Here is a 20,317-nt window from a genome sequence, read left to right on the forward strand (position 1 = left end):
TTTTCCGAAGCGGGGTCGCGGGTGGACAGGGGACCGGAGAGAACCTTCCCACCAGCCGGGTGGCGGACCTTAGGGGTCCGCGGCGCCGAGGATCAGGGAAGCGCCGGGGGCGCGCCGGTGTCTGCGCCGGGCATCCACTCCCTACGCTGGGCGACGTGACACTGATCGCGACCCAGTCGCTCACCAAGACGTACGGAGGTCGGGTCACCGCGCTCGCCGACCTCACCGTCGCCGTCGAGCCCGGGATCATCGGCCTGGTGGGCGCGAACGGCGCCGGCAAATCCACGTTGATCAAGATCCTGCTCGGCCTGATCCCACCGAGCAGCGGTCGGGTCTCGGTGCTCGGCATCGACCCGACCGCGGACCCGGCGCAGGTCCGCGCCCGGGTCGGCTACATGCCCGAGCACGACTGTCTCCCGCCGGACCTGTCCGCCGCCGAGCTGGTCACCCACCTCGGCCGGATGAGCGGCCTGCCTCGCACCGCCGCCCGCGAACGGGCGTCGGAGGCGCTGCGGCACGTCGGTCTCTACGAGGAGCGTTACCGCCCGGTCGGTGGCTACTCGACCGGCATGAAGCAACGCGTCAAGCTGGCCCAGGCGCTGGTGCACGACCCCGACCTGCTGCTGCTCGACGAGCCGACCAACGGCCTGGACCCGGCCGGCCGCGACGCCATGCTGGCCCTGGTGCACCGGATCGGCACCGAGTTCGGCATCTCCGTGCTGGTCTGCTCGCACCTGCTCGGCGAGGTGGAGCGGATCTGCGACACCCTGATCGCCATCGACGGCGGCCGGTTGCTGCGCGCCGACAACATCTCCGCGATGACCTCGGCGACCGACGTGCTCGCCGTGGAGGTGAGCGAGGGCACCGAGGAACTCGCCGCCCGGCTGGCCGAGTTGAAGCTACCGGTCGCGCGGGAAGGTCGGCTGCTCCTCGTCGAACTCGCCGACGACGGCACGTACGACCTGATCCTCGGCGCGGTCGCCGAGCTGGACCTGCCACTGCACCGACTGGACCAGCGCCGGCACCGGGTGGCCGAACTCTTCGCCACGAGGGAGCTCACCCATGCCTGAGCCGTCTTCCACCGCGCTGCGGTCCACGCCCACCGGCGTCATCCACGACATCGGCTACCAGCGGTACACGGGCCCGAGGCTGGGCCGCTGGAACGTCTTCGGCGCGCTCTACGTGCACGGGCTGCGTACCATCTTCGGCTTCGGGCGCAGCGCCAAGGCCAAGATCTTCCCGTGGTTGGTGATCGGCATCGTCACCCTGGTCGCGGCGGCGCTGACCGCGATCCGCAGCCAGATCGGTGAGCCGGTCGCCACGTACGCCCAGTTCGCCGACTCGATGAGCTGGCTGGTCCTCTTCTTCGTCGCGGTGGCCGCGCCGGAGCTGGTCTCGCGGGACCTGCGCAGCGGCGTCCTGCCGCTCTACTTCTCCCGGCCGCTGCCGCGCGGCGACTACGCGCTGGCCAAGCTGCTGGCCCTGGTCACGGGGCTCTGGCTGCTGCTCGGCGGCCCGCAGGTGCTGATGTTCCTGGGTGCCGCGTTCACCACCGAGCAGGGTCTTCGCGGGGTCTGGAACGAGCTGCTCGACCTGCTGCCCGGCCTGCTCTACGCCGGGCTGTGGGCGGTGGTCTTCGCCTCGGTCGGGCTGCTGATCGCGTCGCTGACCGGCAAGCGCGCCTTCGCCGCCGGTGGGGTGGTCGCCGTCTTCCTGATGACCACGCCGATCGTCGGGGTGCTGAGCATCCTGCCGTCGCGCAGCGCCAACGAACTGGCCGGCCTCGCCTCGCCCTCCACCCTGGTGCAGGGCGTGGGCATCTGGTCGCTCGGCGACCTGCTGGTGGAGGACGGGCAGGAAGGTCTCGGTGTCGGCCGGTTCGGTCCGGTCTACGCCCTGGCCGCGGTCCTGCTGGTCGCCGGTGCCACCGCCCTCCTGCTGGCCCGCTACCGGAAGGTCGCCTCCTGATGAGCATGCTGAGCCTGACCGGGGTGTCCCGGTGGTACGGCAACGTGGTCGCGGTCAACGACATCAGCATGGCCCTCGGGCCGGGCGTGACCGGGCTGCTCGGCCCGAACGGCGCCGGCAAGACCACGCTGCTGCACATGATGGCCGGGTTCCTCGCCCCGTCGCGGGGCACGGTCACCCTGGACGACGAGCCGACCTGGCGCAACCCCGACGTCTACCGGCGGCTGGGGCTGGTCAGCGAGCGGGAGGCGGTGCAGAGTTACCTCACCGCCTACGAGTTCGTGCTGGCCAGCGCGAAGCTGCACCGGCTGGCCGACCCCGCGGCGGCGGCCCGGCGGGCGATCGAGCTGGTCGAGTTGGAGTCGGCGCAGAATCGGCGGATCGGCACGTACTCCAAGGGCATGCGGCAGCGGGCCCGGGTGGCCGCCGCGCTGGTGCACGAACCGCAGGTACTGCTGCTCGACGAGCCGTTCAACGGGATGGATCCACGCCAACGGCTGCACATGATGGACCTGCTGCACTCCCTCGGCGACTCCGGCCGGACGATCCTGTTCAGCTCGCACATCCTGGAGGAGGTCGAGCAGGTCTCCGGGACGGTGCAGGTGATGGTGGCCGGCAGGTTGGCCGCCTCCGGCGACTTCCGGACCATCCGGCGGCTGATGACCAACCGCCCGCACGTCTTCGCGGTGCGCTCCACCGACGACCGGGCGTTGGCCGTCGCGTTGATCGCCGAGTCCTCGGTGACCGGGGTCGAGTTGGACCCCACCGGCCTGACCGTGCGCGCCGGTGACTACGGCGCCTTCACCCGGGCGCTACCCCGGATCGCGCTCGACCAGGGCATCCGGGTGCGCCAGTTGGTGCCGTCCGACGAGTCCCTGGAGAGCGTCTTCTCCTACCTCGTGGAGGCCTGACATGTCGACGATCACCTGGATCACCGCCCGTGGGCTGTTCGGCCGCCGTCGGTTCCTGCTGCTGCTCCCGCTGCCGTTGGTCCTGCTCGGGCTGGCCGTGCTGTGCCGGTCCCTGGGGGTGGACCCCCGTCAGTGGGGGCCTCCGGTGCTGGTCGGCCTCGGGCTGGCCGTGGTGCTGCCGGTGGTTGCGCTGATCATCGGCACCGGTGTGCTGGGCGCCGAGATCGACGACGGCACGGTGGTGCACATCCTGACCAAACCGCTTCCGCGTTGGCAGATCGTGCTGCCGAAACTCGCGGTGGCCGCCGGGATCACCGCGCTCACCGTCGCGGTGCCGCTCTACGTCGCGGGCGTGCTGGCCGCTTCGGTACGCCTCGGACTGGCGTTGGCGGTCGCGGCGGCGCTCGGCGCGCTGGCGTACTCGGCGCTGTTCCTCGCGCTCAGCCTGGTCACCCGGCGGCCGGTGCTGCTCGGCCTGGTCTACGTGCTGATCTGGGAGGGCCTGCTGGGCAACTTCGTCAGCGGCACCAAGGTGCTCTCCATCCAGCAGTACGTGATCGCGCTCGCCGACCGGCTCGCCCCCACCGGCCTGCTGGAGACCAGCGTGTCGGTGCCGGTGGCGTCGGTGATGACCGTGTTGGTCAGCGTCGGCTTCACGGTGTTGGCCATCGACCGCCTGCGTTCGTTCAGCGTTGCCGGCGAGACGAGCTGACACCGGTGCGAGTCGCCGTTCCGGCCAGCCCCCGCCTTGCGGTAGGGCTGGCCGGATGGACCGCGCGGGCCACGACGAGCCAGGCTGTCGGGTGTGAGCGTCGAAGCGGAGCAGACGTCGTTGGCTGAGCCGTACTCTCGGAGCAGTCGGCCGTGGCTGACCAGCCTGGCCGTCGCCGGGCTGGCCTGCGCCACGGTCGCCACGGCAGCCCAGGGCAGCGGCCGGTTCCACTGGTGGGCCGTGTTCATCCTGATCCCCACCGCGTTGCTCGCGGCCAGCGGTGGGCCGTTGCTGGCCCGGGGCGGCGGTCGGGCCTTCGCCGGGTACATGCTCGCCTGCGTCGGCGCGATGGGGTTCGCGGTGGGCGCGCTGCTGATGTTCGGCGTGATGGGGCGGGGCTGGCCGCTGATGGTGGTGCTGCCCTGCCTGGCGGTCGCCGGCACCTACGGTTGGCGGGCGGCCCACCCCCTGGTTCGTGGCCTGCACCGGGCGGTGGCCCTGCTCGCGCTGACCGGCGCGTTGCTCGGCCTGACCCTGCAACTGATCCGGGTGGACCTGATCCACCTCAGGGCCGGCTGGTGGGGTGCGTTCCTGATGCTGGCCGGGGTCATCGTGCTCGGCAACGCGGGTGAGCTGACCCGGCACCGGATGCCCTACCGCCTGCAGGCGATCACCCTGCTGGTCGGGCCCTCGGTGGTCGCGTTCCTGCTCGGGCTGCGTTTCCTGCGCGGCTGGTGACGCCGCGCGTCCGCCGCCGCGCGAGGGGGCGGCGGCGGACGCGGGTCAGAACGCGCAGGCGATGACGAGTTCCGGGGTGCGGTCGGGGAGCAGGTCGAGTTTGGCGATCCGGCCGGCCGCCCGCAGGTCGTCGGCGACCAGGGTGAGCTGCTCCAGGAGCGCCGCCGGGCCAAGCGCCTCGGCCAGCGGCACCTCTGCCCTCATCGACAGCTTGCGCTCCGACTTGGCCCGCCGGACCTGGCTCAACGCGTCACCGGCCAGCCGCAGCAGCGCCGGGTCACCCGACCCCTCGATGGTCCGGGCCACCTCGTGGGTGGTCGGCCACGGCGCCCGGTGCACCGAGCCGTACCGCCACCACGACCAGATCTCCTCGGTCACGTACGGCAGCACCGGGGCGAACAGCCGTAGCTGCACCGAGAGCGCCGTGGCGAGCGCCGCCCGCGCCGAGTCGGCCGCCGCGTCGGTGCCGTACGCGCGTTCCTTGACCAACTCGATGTAGTCGTCGCAGAACCGCCAGAAGAACGCCTCGGTCGCCTGCAACGCGGCAGTGTGGTCGTACGCGTCGAAGGCGGCGCCCGCGGTGTCGACCACGGTCGCCAGTTCGGCGAGCATCGCCCGGTCCAGAGCGGCGGTGGCCGGCAGCTCCAGGTCGCGGCGTGGCGTCGGACGCGCCGAGCTGAGGTTGTCGTACGGGGCGCGGAGCGCGTCCGCCGCGCCCAGCCGGAGCGCGAACTTGGAGGCGTTGAGCAGTTTGGTCGCCAACCGCCGACCGATCTTGATCTGCGCGGGGTCGAAGGCCAGGTCGGTGCCGGGTTTGCCGCTGGCCGCCCAGTAGCGCACCGCGTCCGAGCCGTGCTGCTCCAACAGCGCCGACGGCGTCACCACGTTGCCCTTGGACTTGGCCATCTTCTTCCGGTCCGGGTCGAGGATCCACCCCGAGAGCACGGTGTCCCGCCAGGGCAGCACCCCGTGCTCGAAGTGCGAACGGACCACGGTGTCGAACAGCCAGGTCCGGATGATCTCCTGCCCCTGTGGCCGGAGGTCCATCGGGAAGATCTGGGCGAACAGGTCCGGGTCCGTCTCCCACCCGCCGACGATCTGCGGGGTCAACGAGGAGGTGGCCCAGGTGTCCAGCACGTCCGGGTCACCGATGAAGCCACCCGGATAGCCGCGCTGCGACTCGTCGTAGCCGGGCGCCGGATCACTGGACGGGTCGACCGGCAGCGCGGACTCGTCCGGCGTGAGAGGGTGGGACCAGTCCGGCTCGCCAGTGTCGTCGAGCCGGTACCACACCGGCACCGGCACGCCGAAGAAGCGCTGCCGGCTGACCAGCCAGTCACCGGTCAGGCCGCCCACCCAGTTGTCGTAGCGGTGCTTCATGTGCGCCGGCACCCAGTTCAGCTCACCGCCCCGGGCCAGCAGCGTCGCCCGCAGCTCGGCATCCCGGCCACCGTTGCGCAGATACCACTGTCGAGTCGACACGATCTCCAGTGGCCGGTCGCCGCGCTCGTAGAACTTCACCGGGTGGGTGATCGGGCGCGGCTCGCCGATCAGGTCACCCGCGTCGGCCAGCAGGCTCACGATCTCCCGGCGGGCGCCGTTGACGGTCTGCCCGGCCAGCGCCGCGTACGGCTGCGCCGGCACCCCCGCCGGTGGCTCGGGGAGCAGCCGACCGTCGCGGCCCATCACCACCCGCGTGCCCAGCCCCAGCTCACGCCACCACGTCACGTCGGTCAGGTCGCCGAACGTGCAGACCATCGCCACCCCGGTGCCCTTGCCGGGATCGGCGAGCGGGTGCGCGTACACCGGCACGTCGACGTCGAACAACGGACTGCGCGCGGTGCCGCCCACCAGGTCGGCGTAGCGCTCGTCGTCCGGGTGGCAGACCAGCGCCACGCAGGCCGGCAACAGCTCGGGACGGGTGGTGTCGATGAGCACCTCACGCCCGCCGGGTGCGGTGAACCGCAGCCGGTGGTAGGCGCCGGGACGCTCCCGGTCCTCCAACTCGGCCTGGGCGACGGCGGTGGCGAAGCCGACGTCCCACAGCGTCGGCGCCTCCGCCTGGTACGCCTCACCGCGGAGCACGTTGCGCACGAACGCCCGCTGGCTGGTGGCCCGGGCGATCCGGCCGATCGTCGTGTACGTCAACGACCAGTCCACCGAGAGCCCCAGCCGCCGCCACAGCGCCTCGAAGACCTGCTCGTCGGTGACCGTCAGCCGTTCGCACAGCTCGATGAAGTTGCGCCGGGAGATCGGGGTCGGGTCACGGCGGGCCGCGTCGTCGACGGGAGCCGCCGGTGGCCGCCACACCGGGTCGTACGCCAGCGCCGGATCGCAGCGCACCCCGTAGACGTTCTGCACGCGACGCTCGGTGGGCAGACCGTTGTCGTCCCAGCCCATCGGGTAGAAGACGGCCTTGCCGCGCATCCGCTGGTAACGCGCCACGGTGTCGGTGTGCGTGTACGAGAAGACGTGCCCCATATGGAGTTCGCCCGATACGGTCGGCGGAGGCGTGTCGATGGAGTACACGTCGGCCCTGCGGCCATTCCCGTTCGGCGCGTCTGACGCCGCGCCGCGACCGGGAACAGCCGTCCTGCTGCGGTCGAACGCGTACGTGCCCTCCTCCTGCCAGCGGCGTGCCCAGCGCTCCTCGAGCCCGTCCAGGGTGGGACGCTCGGGAACGCCGGCGCGGGCCGTCCTCGCCGTATCGGTCATCCTGCGATCGTAGGCACCACCGGGGGGTCGGACCACGCAGTTACGGATCGCTGGTCAGATCAGCGAGTCACGCCACTGTCGGTGCAGGGCCGCGTACCGGCCGTCGGCCTCGGCCAGCACGTCGGGTGGGCCGTCCTCGACGACGGTGCCGTCGTCGAGGACGAGCACCCGGTCGGCGGTCTCCACCGTGGAGAGTCGGTGCGCGATCACCAGGGCGGTGCGGTCGCGCAGGATGGTCCCGAGTGCCTGCTGGACCAACCGCTCGGTCGGTACGTCCAGGGACGACGTCGCCTCGTCCAGGATGAGCACCGTCGGGTCGGCGAGGAAAGCCCGGGCGAACGCGACGAGCTGCCGCTGCCCGGCGGAGAGCCGACCGCCGCGTCGGTGCACCTGGGTGGCGTACCCCTCGGGGAGGGCGGCGATGAAGTCGTGCGCGCCGATCGCCCGGGCGGCGGCCTGGACCTCGGCGTCGTCGGCGCCGGGACGGCCGAAGCGGATGTTCTCCGCGACGGTCCCGCTGAAGAGGTGGTTCTCCTGCGTCACCAGCACCACCGCCCGGCGCAGGTCGGCGTCGCTCACATCGCGCAGGTCCACCCCGTCGAGCCGGACCGTGCCGGTGTCCGGGTCGTGGAACCGGGCGACCAGCTTGGCGATCGTCGACTTGCCCGCGCCGGTCGGTCCGATCAGCGCCACGGTCTGCCCGGCCGGCACGGTCAGCTCCAGCCCGCCGAGGATCGGGGTGTCCGCCCGGTAGCCGAAGGAGACCGCCCGGAAGGTCACCTCGCCGCACCCGGGCCCGGTCGGCAACGGTGTGGGTCGCGCCGGCTCGGCGACGGCCGGTCGTTCGTCGAGCACCCCGGCCAGCTTCTCCAGGGCGGCGGTGGCCGATTGGAGCGAGTTGTAGAACTGGCTCAGCTCCTGCATCGGCTCGAAGAAGCGGCGCAGGTAGAGCAGGAACGCGGCGAGCACGCCGATCTCGGTCTGCCCACCGAGCACCCGCCAACCGCCGTAGCCGAGCACCACCGCCACCGTCACGTTGCCGATCAGCTTGATCGCGGGCGAGTAGGTGGCGATCAGCCGGAACGCGTGCAGGCTGGAGCGCCGGTAGTCGTCACCGAGCGCCACGAAGATCCGCTGGTTGCGCGGTTCCCGGCGGAACGCCTGCACCGCCCGGATGCCCCGCATGGATTCGACGAAGTGCACGATGACGAGCGCGACCGCGTCCCGGGTCCGCCGGTACGCGCTGGCCGACGACCGGGCGAACCAGCGGGAGAGCCAGAACAGGAACGGGAAGGCGAAGAGCGTCACGGCGGCCAGCGGCAGGTCCAGCCAGAGCAGGATGGCGGCCACCGACAGGATCGACAGCCCGGCCAGCACCAGGCTGTCGATGCCGCCGTCGACCAGTTCGGCGATGGAGTCCAGGTCACTGGTGAGCCGGGAGACCATCCGGCCGGAGGTGTACCGCTCGTGGAAGCCCACCGACAGGCGCAGGAAGTGCCCGAACACCCGCTGCCGCAGCTCCAGCAGGACGGCCTGGCCGATCCGCGAGGAGAGGGTGAGGAATCCCCGGCGGGCCGCGTACTCGGTCACCGATGCCACCGCGAACGCCCCGGCGACGGCCGTCAGCGGGCCCGCGTCGCCGGCGCGCAGCGGCGTGATCGCCCGGTCGATCCCGATCATGACCAGGTACGGGCCGGCCATCGCCGCGGCGTTCTGGACCAGCAGCAGGCCGACCGCGGCGGCGAGTCGCCCCCGGTGCGGGCGCAGCAGGTCGGCCAGCAGGGCCCGGCTCAGCCCGCGCAGTCGAGCCACCGCCTCGGGTGAGGTGTCCTCGGCGCGACTCCGGTCGGCCTCCGGGTCGGTGGCGGTGCCCCGCCAGCGGGTCAGCTCCGGCTCCTCCTCCGGGGGGTCGGCCTGCGTCGGCACTGTCACGAGTGCACCAACCCCCAGCCGTCGGAGGCGGGTGGGCTCGACCCGGCGGCGCCGGACGGCGGCGGGTGCCCGGCGCGCGGCTCGGCGGCGAGCAGCGCCCGGTACGCCGGCACCCGGGTGAGCAACTCGGAGTGCCGCCCGATCGCCGTGATCCGCCCGTCTTCGAGCAGGGCGACCCGGTCGGCCAGCGCGATGGTCGACGGCCGGTGCACCACCAGCAGCGCGGTGCTGTCCCGCAGGACCCGGCGGAGCGCCGCCTCGACCAGCGCCTCGGTGTGCACGTCGAGCGCGGACAACGGGTCGTCCAACACCAGTACCGCCGGCCGGCCGAGCACCGCCCGCGCCAACGCGAGCCGTTGCCGTTGCCCGCCGGAGAGGGACAGCCCCTGCTCGCCCACGCGGGTGGCCAACCCCCACGGCAGGTCGTACGCGAAGTCCGCCTGGGCCAGCGCCAGGGCCGCCCGGACGTCGTGGTCGCCGGCGTCCGGGCGACCCAGGGTGAGGTTCTCCCGGACCGACATGGAGAAGAGCGTGGGCTCCTCGAACGCCACGCCGACCAGCCGGCGCAGCGATGCCAGCCGAAGCTCGCGCAGGTCGTGCCCGTCCAGGGTGATCCGTCCGGCGGTCACCTCGTGCAGCCGGGGCACCAGGGACAGCAGGGTGCTCTTGCCGCAGCCGGTGGCGCCCACCAGGGCCAGCGTCTCGCCCGGTTCGATGGTCAGGTCGATCTCGCGGAGCACCGGTGCGGTGGCGCCCGGGTAGCTGAACGCGACCCGTTCGAAGCGGAGTCGACCGTGGACCGCGTCGCGGGGCAGCGCGAGCGCGCCGGGGCGGTCCACGATCTGAGGTGGGGTGTCCAGCACCTCCTGGATCCGGTCGGCGGCGGTGGCGGCCTCCTGACCGTTGGCGATGATCCAACCCAGGGACTGCACCGGCCAGATGAGCATCAGCTGGAGGCTGACGAACGCGACCAGCTCACCGATGGTGAGGACGCCCGCCGCGGCGGCGGCCGCCCCGGCCACCAGCACCACGCCCAGGGTCACGTTGGGCACCAGGTCGAGCAGCGCCGACGTGTTGGCCAGCAGCCGCCCCTTGCCGACGCCGGTGTCGTGCAGCCGCCGGGCGGCGCCGGCGAAGCGGGTGGCCAGTTCGGGCCCCCGGCCGTACGCCTTCATGGTGCGTAGGCCCTGGGCGGTCTCCTCGACCAGGGTCGCCACGTCGCCCTGCTGGTCCTGCATCCGCCGGGACGCGGCGTGGTAGTGCCGACCGAACCGGCGGCTGATCAGCAGCAGCGGCACCGCACTGGCCGCCACCAGCACCCCGAGCAGGGGATGCAGATTGATCAGCAGCACGACCACGACCACGTAGGTGGTCAGGTTGAGCACCAGGAAGAACACGCCGAAGGAGAGGAACCGACGGATCACCGACAGGTCGCTGGTGATCCGGGAGAGCAACTGGCCGGACTGCCAGCGGTCGTGGAAGCTCGTCGGCAACCGTTGCAGGTGGGCGTAGACGTCGGCGCGCAGCGCCGCCTCCATGCCGACCGCCGAGGAGGACTGCACCCACCGGCGGATGAAGATGAGCACCGCCTCGACCACGCCGAGCAGTAGTGCCAGGCCGCCGAGCTGGAGGAGCCCGCCGGGTTCGTGCCGGGCCACCGGGCCGTCCACCACCCGCTGCACCACGAGTGGTACGGCGATCCCGGCCGCCGTGCCGGCCAGCCCGGCGACGAGCAGCCAGGCGAACTCGAGCGCGTACGGGCGCAGGTAGGGGCGCAGCCGCCAGAGGTTGTGCACGGGGTGGGTGCCCGCGGCGGCCCGGGCGGCCGGGTCGCCGTCGCTCTCCACAGGCACTACCAGACGGTAGCGTCTAACAGGTGTCGATGCCTCTGTCAGCTTGCTGTCAAGCGCCGTTCGTGGCCGAGGAGCCACCTCTTCACGTCCAGCCCCCAGCGGTAGCCGCCGAGCGAACCGTCGGTGCGGAGCACCCGGTGGCAGGGCACGAACAGCGCCGCCGCGTTGCGCGCGCAGGCCGCCGCGGCGGCTCGCACCGCCGGTGGTCGACCGGCCAGCGCCGCGTACCCGGTGTAGGTGACCGGAGTGCCCGGCGGGACCGCACGCAGCACCTGCCAGGCGTGCGCCATGAACTCGCCGCCGGTGACCTGACGGACCGGCACCGCGTCGATCGCGGCGAGGTCACCATCCAGGTAGGACCGCACGGCGACGCTCACCGGGCCGAGGTCGGCGCGCTGTCGTAGCGGCGCTCGCAGGGTCGGGTGGACCAGGGGCAGCAGCGTCGCCGGGTCCGCTGTGAAGCCGGCGGCCCGCACGTCGCCGTCCGGGCCGGCGAGGATGCTCAACGGGCCGGTCGGTGTGGTCAGGACGGTGCTGTCGATGCTCATGCGGCTCTCCAGAGTCTGATCGTGGCGTAGGACCGCCAGGGACGCCATCGCTCGGCGTACCCGTCGAGGGTCTTTCGGGTGTCGGGCAGGCCGAGCGCGGCGGCGCCGCGCCGGACCGCGAGGTCGGTGCTGAGCAGGATGTCCGGGTCGCCGAGGGCGCGCATGGCCAGGTAGTCGGCGGTCCACGGGCCGATGCCGGGCAGCGCGAGCAGCCGCCGCACGGCCTCCTCGCGATCCACGCCCGGCGCGAGGTCCAGAGCCCCGTCCACAACGGCCCGAGCCAACCCCCGCAGGGTCTCCCGCCGCGCCGCGGGCATCCCGAACGCCGCGTCCGGCAGACCCAACAGCTCCTCCGCGCTCAAGAACCCCCGCAGCGGCCCCATCCCGGCCGCCCCACCCGGTTGATCATGGGGTTGGCCCGGAATTCGATCTCCATTGGCCTCGTCAACCTCATGATCGACCTGGTGGGTCAGGAGGAGGCGGGTGAGGGTCTTCGTTGCCGCTCTTACCGAGACCTGTTGGCCGACGACGGCGCGCACGGCCATCTCGAAGCCGTCCACCGCGCGGGGGACCCGGACGCCGGGTTCGGCGGCGACCGCCGGAGCGAGTGCCGGGTCCGCGGCCACTGTCGCGTCGATCGCGCTCGGGTCCGCGTCCAGGTCGAGCAGCCGACGGCACCGGGCCACCGCGGGCGCCAGGTCGCGCAGGTCGGTCAGCCGCAACGTCGCCGCCACGTGCCCGTCCGCGGGGGTCAGCGCCACCTCGCCGGTGCCGTGCGGCAACCGCAGACCGCGGTGGTACGTCCCGTCGCGAACCTCGTCCACTCCGGGCAGCGCCCGCACCGCGAGGAAGTCCAGCAGCGCCTGGGCGTGCAGCGGCGGGCGGTACGCGAGCCGCAGCGCGATGGTCCCCGCCCCGATCGCCGCCTGCCGGCGACCACGGGCCGCCCGCAGGTCCGACGGTGCGCTCGCGTACACCTCGCGGAGCGTGTCGTTGAACTGCCGCACGCTGCCGAAGCCCGCGGCGAACGCGATCTCGGCCATCCCGAGGTCGGTCGTCTCGATCAGGATGCGGGCGGTCTGCGCTCGTTGGGCCCGGGCCAGCGCGAGCGGACCGGCGCCCATCTCGGCGCTCAGCATCCGGTGCAGGTGCCGCTCGGTGTAGCCGAGGCGCGAGGCCAGCCCCGGTACGCCCGCCCGGTCGACCACCCCGTCGGCGATCAACCGCATCGCCCGGCCGACCACGTCCGCGCGGATGTCCCACTGCGGTGAGCCGGGTGCGGCGTCCGGTCGGCAGCGGCGGCAGGCGCGCAATCCGGCGCCCTGCGCGGCGGCGGCCGACGGGAAGAACCGGACATTCTGTCGCTTCGGGGTGATCGCTGGGCAGGACGGTCGGCAGTAGATGCCGGTGGACGTCACGCCGGTGTAGAACCAGCCGTCGAACCGCTGGTCACGGCTGTCCACGGCTCGGTAGCACCGCTCGAAGTCCATCTCCATGCCCCCGATGATGCCCCGCCCGATGGACTGTCGGCTGGCGGGAATCGGACCTGGGTGTGTCGCTGTGCAGGGCCGCTGTCAACGGGGGCGTCGACGGCGGCGATGCGGCTGGCCGGACCCGGTGGGCTGGGCCGACCGGCCGGACCCGGTCGGCTGGGCGGACCGGGCCGACCGGGTGGCGCGTTGCGGCTGGCCGGTCAGCAGGGTCGGGCGGAACACGCCGTCCGGGTCGTACCGCTTCCACAGCCGCCGCACCCGGGCCCCGGCCTCGCCCGGGTAGATCCGGGCGAACGCGGCCGGGCCGGGTCGGCTCTCGAAGTTGACGTACGCCCCGTCGGCGCGGGCGCCGATCGCCCGCCAGGCGGCGTCCAACGCCCCGGCGCCCTGCGGGGGGAACACCGAGGCGACCACCATCGTGTCCTGGTGGCGATGGGGGTACGCGGTCGCGTCGGAGGGGACGTCGTTGACCGCCCCGCCCAGCGAGCGGAGTTGCACCACCGCCCGCCCCGGCCCGGTCACCGCTCGCATCACGGCCCGCGCCCCCGCGTCGTCCAGGTCGCGGAACAGACCGTTGGTCGTCGTGCCGCGCTGCTGCCCGACGTTCGGGTGCAGGTGTGCCGTCGGCACCAGGGCCGGGTAGGGCAGCAGGTCGGTACGGTGTTCGAGCACCCGGCCGATGGCGAGCAGCGGCTCCACCGCGGGTCGGGCCCGACGCAGGCTCTCGGCGGCCACCACGGCGGTGATGGACATGAGGGCCGAGCGGCCCTCGGCGTACACCACGGCGGCTGCGGACAGCTCCCGTGGAGCCTGCGCGAGGTAGCTCGTCCACTCCCGCACGGTGCCCCCGTCCGGGCGCGCCTCGACGACCAGTTGCGCCACGCCGACACTGCGCTGCTCGACGGCCTCGATCTCGAAGGCCACCACGATCCCGGCTCCCGCTCCCGCGCCCCGGACCAGCCAGAACAGCTCCGGTTCGTGGTCGGCGTCGGCGCGTACCAGCGTCCCGTCGGCGAGGACCACCTCGACCGCGCGGACGCGGTCGACGGTGAGGCCGTGGGCGCGGACCAACCAGCCGACACCACCGCCGGTGGCCAGACCGCCGACACCGACACCGCCGTGGTCGCCCGAGCTGATCACCAGGCCGTACGGGGCCAGCGCCTTCGCCACGTTCGCCCAGCGGGCACCGGCCTCGACCCGCACCAGTCCGGCCCGCTCGTCCAGCACCCGCACCTGGTTGAGCATGGACAGGTCGATGACCACGCCGCCGTTGTTGGAGGAGGCGCCGGAGAAGCCGTGCCCGCCGCTGCGTACGGCGATGGGCAGCCGCTGCTCCCGCGCGTAGCGCAGGGCGTCGACCACCTGCGCGGTGGTCTTCGGCAGCAGGACGGCGGCCGGCGACGCCGAGGTGGTGTACGTCGAGCGCAGCTGCGCGTACCGGCGGTCGCCGGGTGTGACGATCTGCCCCCGCAGCGAGTCGGGCACCCGGGCCATGGCGGTGGTCATCGGTGTCCCCGCCGCTCGGGCCTCGGGTGTCCGGGATCGGTCATGGCCCAAGGATGAGCGGGCACACCGGCCCCGACAAATCCCGTGGACCGGTACGTCCTGTTCGTGGCTCCCCGTACGGAAGCGCAGGCGGGAAGGTGACCGGGATCTCCCGACCCGGAACTGTCGGTCGTGGCGGGTACCGTCCGGCCACCAACTCAAGAAGGGGTGCGGCGGATGGCGAGCGTGGCGGGTTGGGCGGCGGCGTCGACATCGGGTGCGTTCCCGCCGTTGCCCCGCGCTGTGGTGCAGTCCTTCTACCGACGGATGAGGGCGGTCGCGCCGGCCGCCGTCGGCGCCATCGAACGGGACCGGGCGGGCGACCCCGAGCGGGCCTTCTCCGACACCGCGTGCGGCCGGTTGGCCGCTTCACTCGACGATGCGGGCCTACGGGCGCTCGGGATGTGGACGCACCACTGGTGCATGCGCTTCTACGACGACGACACCCGCGTCGGCCGGCGGCTGGTTCGCGAGATCGCCGGCCGACCGGGGTTGGGCTGGACTGCCGACGAGGTGCGGTGGATGCTGCGCGAGTCGGCCTCGGCGGGCCCGGCCGCCGCCGACCGGTTCACCCTTCCCCACGCCGCCGCCGGCCAACTACCCCCGGCGGACCGACCGGCCCTCACCTGCCGGCCCGAGGTCGAGGTGCCCCGCCAACGCCGACCGGAGGGGTCCCGGTGACCGTCAAGGCGCGGTCGCAGCCTGCGGGGTGTGCCGGCTGAGGCAGGATGGACGCCGCACCGCCCCGACGGAAGGACGCCCCGATGCCCGCCAGCGAGCCGACCATCATCGCCACCAGCATGGGCTTCTTCCGGGGTGACCGGGGCCCCTACGACATGCGCCCCGGCCCGGTCTTCGACCTGGCGGCCGAGCTGGCCCAGGCGGGTCCGCAACCGCGGGTGTGCTACCTCGGGCAGGCCGTCGGCGACCAGCCCACCTCGCTGACCGCTGTCTACGGCGCGTTCGCCGACACCCGGTTCCGGCTGTCGCACCTCGCCCTGTTCCCCATGCCGAACGTCGAGGACATCCGCGCCCACCTGCTCGCCCAGGACGTGATCTGGGTCGGCGGCGGCAGCGTGGCGAACCTGGTCGCCGTCTGGCGCGTGCACGGGCTCGACGAGATCCTGCACGAGTGCTGGCAGGCCGGCGTGGTGCTCGCCGGTGTCTCCGCCGGCTCGATCTGCTGGCACGTCGGCGGTGCCACCGACAGCTTCGGCCCCCGGCTGCGCGGCTTCACCCAGGGCCTGGGCTGGCTGCCGTACGGCAACGGGGTGCACTACGACAGCGAGGGCCAACGCCGCCCACTCATGCACGAGCTGGTCGGTGACGAGACGCTGCCGACCAGCCACTGCACCGACGACGGGGTCGGCCTGGTCTACCGGGGCACCCGCCTGGTCGAGGCGATCGCGGACCGCGAGGGTGTCTCGGCGTACGAGGTCAGCCGCGGTGCGGACGGCAGCGTCCGGGAGGCGGTCATCGCCCCCCGCCTGCTCGGCTGAGCGGCGGCGGTCGGGCGGAGTCGGAGGCGCGTGGGTCGACCCGACCGGCACCCGCGTAAGCTGGCTGGTCGTGAGTCTCTCCATCGGCATCGTCGGCCTGCCCAACGTCGGCAAGAGCACGCTTTTCAACGCGTTGACCAAGAACGACGTGCTGGCGGCGAACTACCCGTTCGCCACCATCGAGCCCAACGTCGGCGTGGTCGGTCTTCCCGACGAACGACTGGGCAAGCTGGCTGAGATCTTCTCCTCGCAGAAGGTGCTGCCCGCCCCGGTGTCGTTCGTCGACATCGCCGGCCTGGTCCGCGGCGCGTCGAAGGGGCAGGGCCGGGGCAACGCCTTCCTGGCGAACATCCGGGACGCCTCGGCGATCTGCCAGGTCGTCCGGGCCTTCTCCGACCCGAACGTGGTGCACGTCGACGGCAAAATCTCCCCGGCCGACGACATCGAGACGATCAACACCGAGCTGATCCTCGCCGACCTGCAGACCCTGGACAAGGCGCTGCCGCGGCTGGAGAAGGAAGCCAAGCTCCGCAAGGACCGGGCCGTCGCGGTCGCCGCCGCGAAGGCCGCCATCGAGGTGCTCGACGGCGGCACCACGCTCTACTCCGGGGCCGCCGCCGCCAAGATCGAGCTGGAGCACCTGCGCGAGCTGCACCTGCTCACCACCAAGCCCTTCCTGTACGTCTTCAACGTCGACGAGGCCGAGCTGGCCAACGAGGCGTTCCTCGACGAACTGCGTGCCCTGGTCGCGCCCGCCGAGGCCGTCTTCATGGACGCCAAGATCGAATCCGAGCTGGTGGATCTGCCCGAAGAGGAAGCCCGCGAGCTGCTGGAGTCGATCGGCCAGAACGAGCCCGGCCTCAACCAACTCGTCCGCGTCGGCTTCCGCACCCTCGGCCTCCAGACGTACCTCACGGCCGGCCCCAAGGAGGCGCGCGCCTGGACCGTCCCGATCGGCGCCACCGCGCCGGAGGCCGCGGGTGTCATCCACAGCGACTTCCAGCGCGGCTTCATCAAGGCCGAGGTGGTCTCGTACCACGACCTGGTCGAGCACGGCTCGATGGCGTCGGCCAAGGCGGCGGGCAAGGTCCGTATCGAGGGCAAGGAGTACGTCATGCAGGACGGCGACGTCGTGGAGTTCCGCTTCAACGTCTAGACGGTCGGCAAGACGCGGCCCTGGCGTACCGCCAGAAGTGATCTCCATGTTGCCTCCCATGCATGGTCGTGCCACAGGACAGGTGGCAGGATCGCGTACGTGGGACCGGCCGGTAGCCCGTGGTGGCAGACAGCCAAGACCCCGAAGCAGGGCTTTGTCCTGGGAGGGTTCTGGCTCCTGCTCGCCGTGGCGTACGGGGTGTTCGCAGTCGGAGAGCCGATCAATTGGTCCGTGATCGTCGCAGTGTTGGCGGCGCTGCTCGGCGTTGGTTACCTGGTGACAGCCGTGCTGCTGCGCCGGCGTCAGCGCTCGACTCAGCGCGACCGCCGCTAGTCGCCGGAGCGCCTTCTGTTGGTTGGCCGTCGCGGCGGTCCGGTCAGCGGCGGCTCGGCTTGCGCTTGGTTCCGCCCGTGGCGTTCAGGAACTGTCGTCGGCGCTGTTCGCGTTGCTGCGACTGCCAGGCGCGTCGTCGGCGGTCCCGTCGTCGTCCGAGGAAATGGCCGACCACGGCGGCCAGCGTCGTGCCGGCCAGGATCAGACCTGCCGCCCCGATCACGCCTTGCAGTCGGCCGCGATGCCCGCTCAACGTCCCGAACTCGGTCACGAAGTCCTCCGGATCATCGGGGTCGACCCAGATCCGCACTGACGTGTCGGCCGGGAGGCAGACCTCCCAGCAGCCGACCTCGGCCCGATGCGGCACCCCGGCGAACTGGTAGCGCAGATGCATCGTGCGGCTGTTGCGGGCCTTGTACACGGTCTCGTGGATGACCGCCTGGATGGGCACGCCGTCGGCCCGCAGCCGGGTCTCCCAGGCTTCCTGGTCATCGAAGGTCTTCAGGGGCAGCCACATCATGACCATCCCGGCCACGATGCCGAGCAGGTAGGCGGGGTAGCGCCATCGCCACCAGATCCGCACGATCTTCACGACGGTCATGGTCGCAGTCGGCGTCCAGCGACCGGGGGTAGGTTGAGCGCATGACGGGACAGCTGCTGCGATCGTCGTTCGGCGCGGCGGCTGCCGCGTACGCCGAGCACCGCCCGGACTACACGCAGGCCGCGGTGCGATGGGCGCTCGAGGTCGCGCCCGGCCGGCGCGTGCTCGACCTAGGAGCCGGTACCGGCAAGCTGTCCGCCACACTGCTCGCGGTGGGCGTGGACGTCGTCGCGGTCGAGCCCGACCCGGCGATGCTCACCGAGCTGCGCCGCGCGCTGCCGACCGTTCGTGCGCTGCCGGGTAGCGCCGAGGCCATCCCGTTGCCGGATGCGTCAGTCGACGCCGTGTTGGCCGGCAACGCCCTGCACTGGTTCGACATGGCCGTCGCGGGGCCGGAGATCACCCGGGTCCTCGCACCCGGAGGCGTCCTGGCCGGCCTGTGGAACGTCATGGACGACCGGGTCGACTGGGTTGCCGACCTCGAACGGGTCAGCGGAAGCGCGGCCATCGGCCCGCGTGACACGTTGAGTGCCTGGCGGACGGCGACAGCGGACCTGCTCGGTCCGGTCGCCCGGCTGGGGGCGTCGCAGCAGGCCGAGTTTCCGCACGCGCAGCGCCGTACCGCCGATTCCCTCGTCGCCACGCTCGCGACCCGGGCGGGGATGCTGGTCATGCCGGATCCGGACCGGGAGGCCGTGCTCGGCCGCATTCGCACCTTCCTCGGGAGCCGGCCGGAAACCGCCGAGGGCGAGTTCGCCCTGCCGATGCTGACCGGTGTGCTGCGCGCTCGGCGGCAGTGACGGCCGCTGGGAATCCGCCTGCGGGCTCAGGTCACTGCCGCTCTGCGGAACCGTCGTGGCGGTAGCGCGGACCGGAGCTTGTCGGCTGCGTGGGTGAAGTCCGAGATGGTGGTGACGCAACCGTGGCCGACGTGGGCGAGCCAGAGTGCGTCGTCGCCTTCGACGACGAGCGCCTGGGCCAGCGGGACGGTGTGCACGTTCCCTTCGCCGTCCACGGTGGATATGGCATCGGTGCCGATCACCATCGAGCCCTTGTTGCCGAACCGCTTCCGGAGGGCCGGCCGGACCACCTCGCCCGCCGGCACGAAACGGGTGCTGGGGCAGGAGGCGTCGCCGACGCCGGGAAGGTCTGGTCGCGATTCGTACGGCACGACGATCATCGCGGAGGAGAGCCAGCCCGACATGATGTCCCGCGTCGCTGCCGGGGAGAGCCCGTCCGGTTCGGTGAGCGGGTCCGTGAGGTAGTGCTCGGTGGTGCCGAACAACTCCCGGTGGACAGCGGATCCGAGCTTTCCGATCGGCCGCATCCAGGCCAACGCGTCATACAGCGGCACGAGTTCCGCGGGTGCGGCTGCGGTCCGGGTCGCCTCCAGGTCGGCCATGTCGGCCGGGTCGAGCCCGTCGTGCACCAGTCTCCGTAGCTCGGCCCAGAGCAGTTCCGCCGCCGCCGCGGCGTCGAACCGCCTGGCTCTCGTCGGGCTGATCCTGATGCCGAGTTCGTGCCGTGTGCCGTCGACGACCTCGGCCATGAGTTCGGCGAACGGGGCGATCCCGGCCCGCTGCAGCGCCTGGTCGACGCGCGATCTCAGCGCGGACATCAGCAGGAGGGCTTCCACGCTGGGCGCGGCGCCGACGACCAGCGCCACACCCCGCACCTCGTCGGCGTACCAGGCCGGGCCCGACTGGTGGTTCACGAGGTGTATGTCGTGGTGTGCGCGGGGTCCGGCGGGCAGTAGCAGTCGCATCGCCGCAGGTGCTTCGGCGGTCGTGGCGAGGACGGCGTTGCCGCTGGTGAAGAACCTGCCCACATGCTGGCTGACCTCGTCGGCCGTGAAGAGCCGGTAATCCACCGCGGGCCAGCGCGCCAGGCCGTGCCCGCGCGGCCCGAACCGCCGTGCGAGCAGTGATCCCCACGGGTCGAGCACGCCCTCGTCGATGTCGGACACGTCCCGGTCGTCCGCGTCGACGTCGGCCACCGCGTCGGACAGGTCCGTCGGCGGAAGATGGCTGATAGCCGAGCAGACAGTGGTGAAGTGCTCCGCGATCTGCGCGGGTGTGCCGGCGGCGACGAAGGAGGTCTCGTTCACCCAGGTGTCGTTCGCGTACTTCTCCGCGATGTACGGGTCGGCCCGTTCCAACAGATGATGCACCAGGTGGTTCAGGCCGATGGAGTCCAGCTCCTCGTCGCGGGTGCCACAGCCGAAGGTCAACGATGCGCCCAGCACGCCTGGCAGATCGTGTTGGAAGACCGTGACTCCGTCCATCTCCGCACGCCGCATGCGCGGATCGTATG

The 20,317-nt window shown here is 72.3% G+C and carries 18 protein-coding genes; 10 read left to right on the plus strand and 8 right to left on the minus strand.

All coding sequences use genetic code 11. The features are described from left to right. The first annotated feature begins 155 nt into the window (after window positions 1-155). The 5 genes from O7617_RS16745 to O7617_RS16765 all read left to right on the plus strand — a co-directional run bounded on the left by O7617_RS16745 (window position 156) and on the right by O7617_RS16765 (window position 4,329). Window positions 156-1,070: an ABC transporter ATP-binding protein gene (locus O7617_RS16745; protein WP_282264575.1), complete on the plus strand. Its 915-nt coding sequence runs from the start codon at window positions 156-158 to the stop codon at window positions 1,068-1,070. Next, window positions 1,063-1,968 carry an ABC transporter permease gene (locus O7617_RS16750; protein WP_282264576.1) on the plus strand — a complete coding sequence of 302 codons (906 nt, stop codon included), beginning with the start codon at window positions 1,063-1,065 and terminating at the stop codon, window positions 1,966-1,968. Before O7617_RS16745 ends, O7617_RS16750 begins: the two co-directional genes overlap by 8 nt. Then, window positions 1,968-2,879, plus strand: a complete 912-nt coding sequence (locus tag O7617_RS16755) for an ABC transporter ATP-binding protein (protein WP_282264577.1) — start codon at window positions 1,968-1,970, stop codon at window positions 2,877-2,879. The genes O7617_RS16750 and O7617_RS16755 overlap by 1 nt, the downstream gene beginning before the upstream one ends. Before the next feature lies 1 nt (window position 2,880). Then, window positions 2,881-3,591 carry an ABC transporter permease subunit gene (locus O7617_RS16760; RefSeq protein WP_282264578.1) on the plus strand — a complete coding sequence of 237 codons (711 nt, stop codon included), beginning with the start codon at window positions 2,881-2,883 and terminating at the stop codon, window positions 3,589-3,591. A gap of 93 nt (window positions 3,592-3,684) precedes the next feature. Further along, window positions 3,685-4,329, plus strand: a complete 645-nt coding sequence (locus O7617_RS16765; protein ID WP_282264579.1) for a hypothetical protein — start codon at window positions 3,685-3,687, stop codon at window positions 4,327-4,329. Window positions 4,330-4,374: 45 nt separating this feature from the next. On the opposite strand, the gene valS is transcribed toward O7617_RS16765, so the two are convergent. The 6 genes from valS to O7617_RS16795 form a co-directional block, all read right to left on the minus strand. Beyond that, on the minus strand, window positions 4,375-7,044 hold the full coding sequence (gene valS / locus O7617_RS16770; RefSeq protein WP_282264580.1) for a valine--tRNA ligase: 2,670 nt from the start codon (window positions 7,042-7,044) through the stop codon (window positions 4,375-4,377). 54 nt (window positions 7,045-7,098) lie between these two features. Further along, entirely contained in the window at window positions 7,099-8,976 is a 1,878-nt protein-coding gene (locus tag O7617_RS16775; RefSeq protein ID WP_282264581.1) for an ABC transporter ATP-binding protein, read from the minus strand. Then, the gene (locus O7617_RS16780; RefSeq protein ID WP_282264582.1) at window positions 8,973-10,829 is read right to left on the minus strand and encodes an ABC transporter ATP-binding protein; all 1,857 of its coding nucleotides are present in this window, start codon (window positions 10,827-10,829) and stop codon (window positions 8,973-8,975) included. The genes O7617_RS16775 and O7617_RS16780 overlap by 4 nt, the downstream gene beginning before the upstream one ends. Before the next feature lie 38 nt (window positions 10,830-10,867). After that, a complete protein-coding gene (locus O7617_RS16785) occupies window positions 10,868-11,377 on the minus strand; it encodes a methylated-DNA--[protein]-cysteine S-methyltransferase (RefSeq protein ID WP_282264583.1) in 510 nt (169 codons plus the stop codon). Next, window positions 11,374-12,873, minus strand: coding sequence for an AlkA N-terminal domain-containing protein (locus O7617_RS16790; RefSeq protein WP_282264584.1), 1,500 nt, complete (start codon window positions 12,871-12,873; stop codon window positions 11,374-11,376). The genes O7617_RS16785 and O7617_RS16790 overlap by 4 nt, the downstream gene beginning before the upstream one ends. Before the next feature lie 78 nt (window positions 12,874-12,951). After that, a complete protein-coding gene (locus tag O7617_RS16795) occupies window positions 12,952-14,376 on the minus strand; it encodes an FAD-dependent oxidoreductase (RefSeq protein ID WP_282264585.1) in 1,425 nt (474 codons plus the stop codon). Window positions 14,377-14,592: 216 nt separating this feature from the next. Between O7617_RS16795 and O7617_RS16800 the strand changes: the two genes are divergently transcribed. From O7617_RS16800 to O7617_RS16815, 4 genes are all read left to right on the plus strand, one after another. After that, a complete protein-coding gene (locus O7617_RS16800; RefSeq protein WP_282264586.1) occupies window positions 14,593-15,096 on the plus strand; it encodes a hypothetical protein in 504 nt (167 codons plus the stop codon). An 83-nt stretch (window positions 15,097-15,179) separates the two neighbouring features. Then, window positions 15,180-15,914 carry a peptidase E gene (locus O7617_RS16805; RefSeq protein WP_282264587.1) on the plus strand — a complete coding sequence of 245 codons (735 nt, stop codon included), beginning with the start codon at window positions 15,180-15,182 and terminating at the stop codon, window positions 15,912-15,914. A gap of 70 nt (window positions 15,915-15,984) precedes the next feature. Then, complete coding sequence (ychF, locus tag O7617_RS16810; RefSeq protein WP_282264588.1) at window positions 15,985-17,070, plus strand: redox-regulated ATPase YchF; 1,086 nt, start codon at window positions 15,985-15,987, stop codon at window positions 17,068-17,070. A 99-nt stretch (window positions 17,071-17,169) separates the two neighbouring features. After that, window positions 17,170-17,403, plus strand: coding sequence for a hypothetical protein (locus O7617_RS16815; RefSeq protein ID WP_282264589.1), 234 nt, complete (start codon window positions 17,170-17,172; stop codon window positions 17,401-17,403). Window positions 17,404-17,446: 43 nt separating this feature from the next. Here O7617_RS16815 and O7617_RS16820 read toward each other — a convergent pair whose 3' ends face one another. Continuing rightward, complete coding sequence (locus tag O7617_RS16820; RefSeq protein WP_282264590.1) at window positions 17,447-18,004, minus strand: DUF3592 domain-containing protein; 558 nt, start codon at window positions 18,002-18,004, stop codon at window positions 17,447-17,449. Between the two features lie 41 nt (window positions 18,005-18,045). On the opposite strand from O7617_RS16820, the gene O7617_RS16825 reads away from it, so the two are divergent. Next, complete coding sequence (locus O7617_RS16825) at window positions 18,046-18,804, plus strand: class I SAM-dependent methyltransferase (protein ID WP_282264591.1); 759 nt, start codon at window positions 18,046-18,048, stop codon at window positions 18,802-18,804. Between the two features lie 26 nt (window positions 18,805-18,830). Here the strand turns inward: O7617_RS16825 and O7617_RS16830 are convergent, their stop codons facing one another. Next, a complete protein-coding gene (locus O7617_RS16830; RefSeq protein WP_282264592.1) occupies window positions 18,831-20,303 on the minus strand; it encodes a hypothetical protein in 1,473 nt (490 codons plus the stop codon). Window positions 20,304-20,317 lie beyond the last annotated feature (14 nt).

It is taken from the genome of Micromonospora sp. WMMD1155 (assembly GCF_029581275.1).
Classification (GTDB): Bacteria; Actinomycetota; Actinomycetes; order Mycobacteriales; family Micromonosporaceae; genus Micromonospora.

What these genes read in the sequence shown, in the direction of transcription:
- O7617_RS16750 (WP_282264576.1), top strand. Translation starts at nt 1,063, where the DNA reads ATGCCTGAGCCGTCTTCCACCGCGCTGCGGTCCACGCCCACCGGCGTC.
- O7617_RS16755 (WP_282264577.1), top strand. Translation starts at nt 1,968, where the DNA reads ATGAGCATGCTGAGCCTGACCGGGGTGTCCCGGTGGTACGGCAACGTG.
- O7617_RS16760 (WP_282264578.1), top strand. Translation starts at nt 2,881, where the DNA reads ATGTCGACGATCACCTGGATCACCGCCCGTGGGCTGTTCGGCCGCCGT.
- valS (WP_282264580.1), bottom strand. Translation starts at nt 7,044, where the DNA reads ATGACCGATACGGCGAGGACGGCCCGCGCCGGCGTTCCCGAGCGTCCC.
- O7617_RS16785 (WP_282264583.1), bottom strand. Translation starts at nt 11,377, where the DNA reads ATGAGCATCGACAGCACCGTCCTGACCACACCGACCGGCCCGTTGAGC.
- O7617_RS16790 (WP_282264584.1), bottom strand. Translation starts at nt 12,873, where the DNA reads ATGGAGATGGACTTCGAGCGGTGCTACCGAGCCGTGGACAGCCGTGAC.
- O7617_RS16795 (WP_282264585.1), bottom strand. Translation starts at nt 14,376, where the DNA reads ATGACCACCGCCATGGCCCGGGTGCCCGACTCGCTGCGGGGGCAGATC.
- O7617_RS16800 (WP_282264586.1), top strand. Translation starts at nt 14,593, where the DNA reads ATGGCGAGCGTGGCGGGTTGGGCGGCGGCGTCGACATCGGGTGCGTTC.
- O7617_RS16805 (WP_282264587.1), top strand. Translation starts at nt 15,180, where the DNA reads ATGCCCGCCAGCGAGCCGACCATCATCGCCACCAGCATGGGCTTCTTC.
- O7617_RS16820 (WP_282264590.1), bottom strand. Translation starts at nt 18,004, where the DNA reads ATGACCGTCGTGAAGATCGTGCGGATCTGGTGGCGATGGCGCTACCCC.
- O7617_RS16825 (WP_282264591.1), top strand. Translation starts at nt 18,046, where the DNA reads ATGACGGGACAGCTGCTGCGATCGTCGTTCGGCGCGGCGGCTGCCGCG.
- O7617_RS16830 (WP_282264592.1), bottom strand. Translation starts at nt 20,303, where the DNA reads ATGCGGCGTGCGGAGATGGACGGAGTCACGGTCTTCCAACACGATCTG.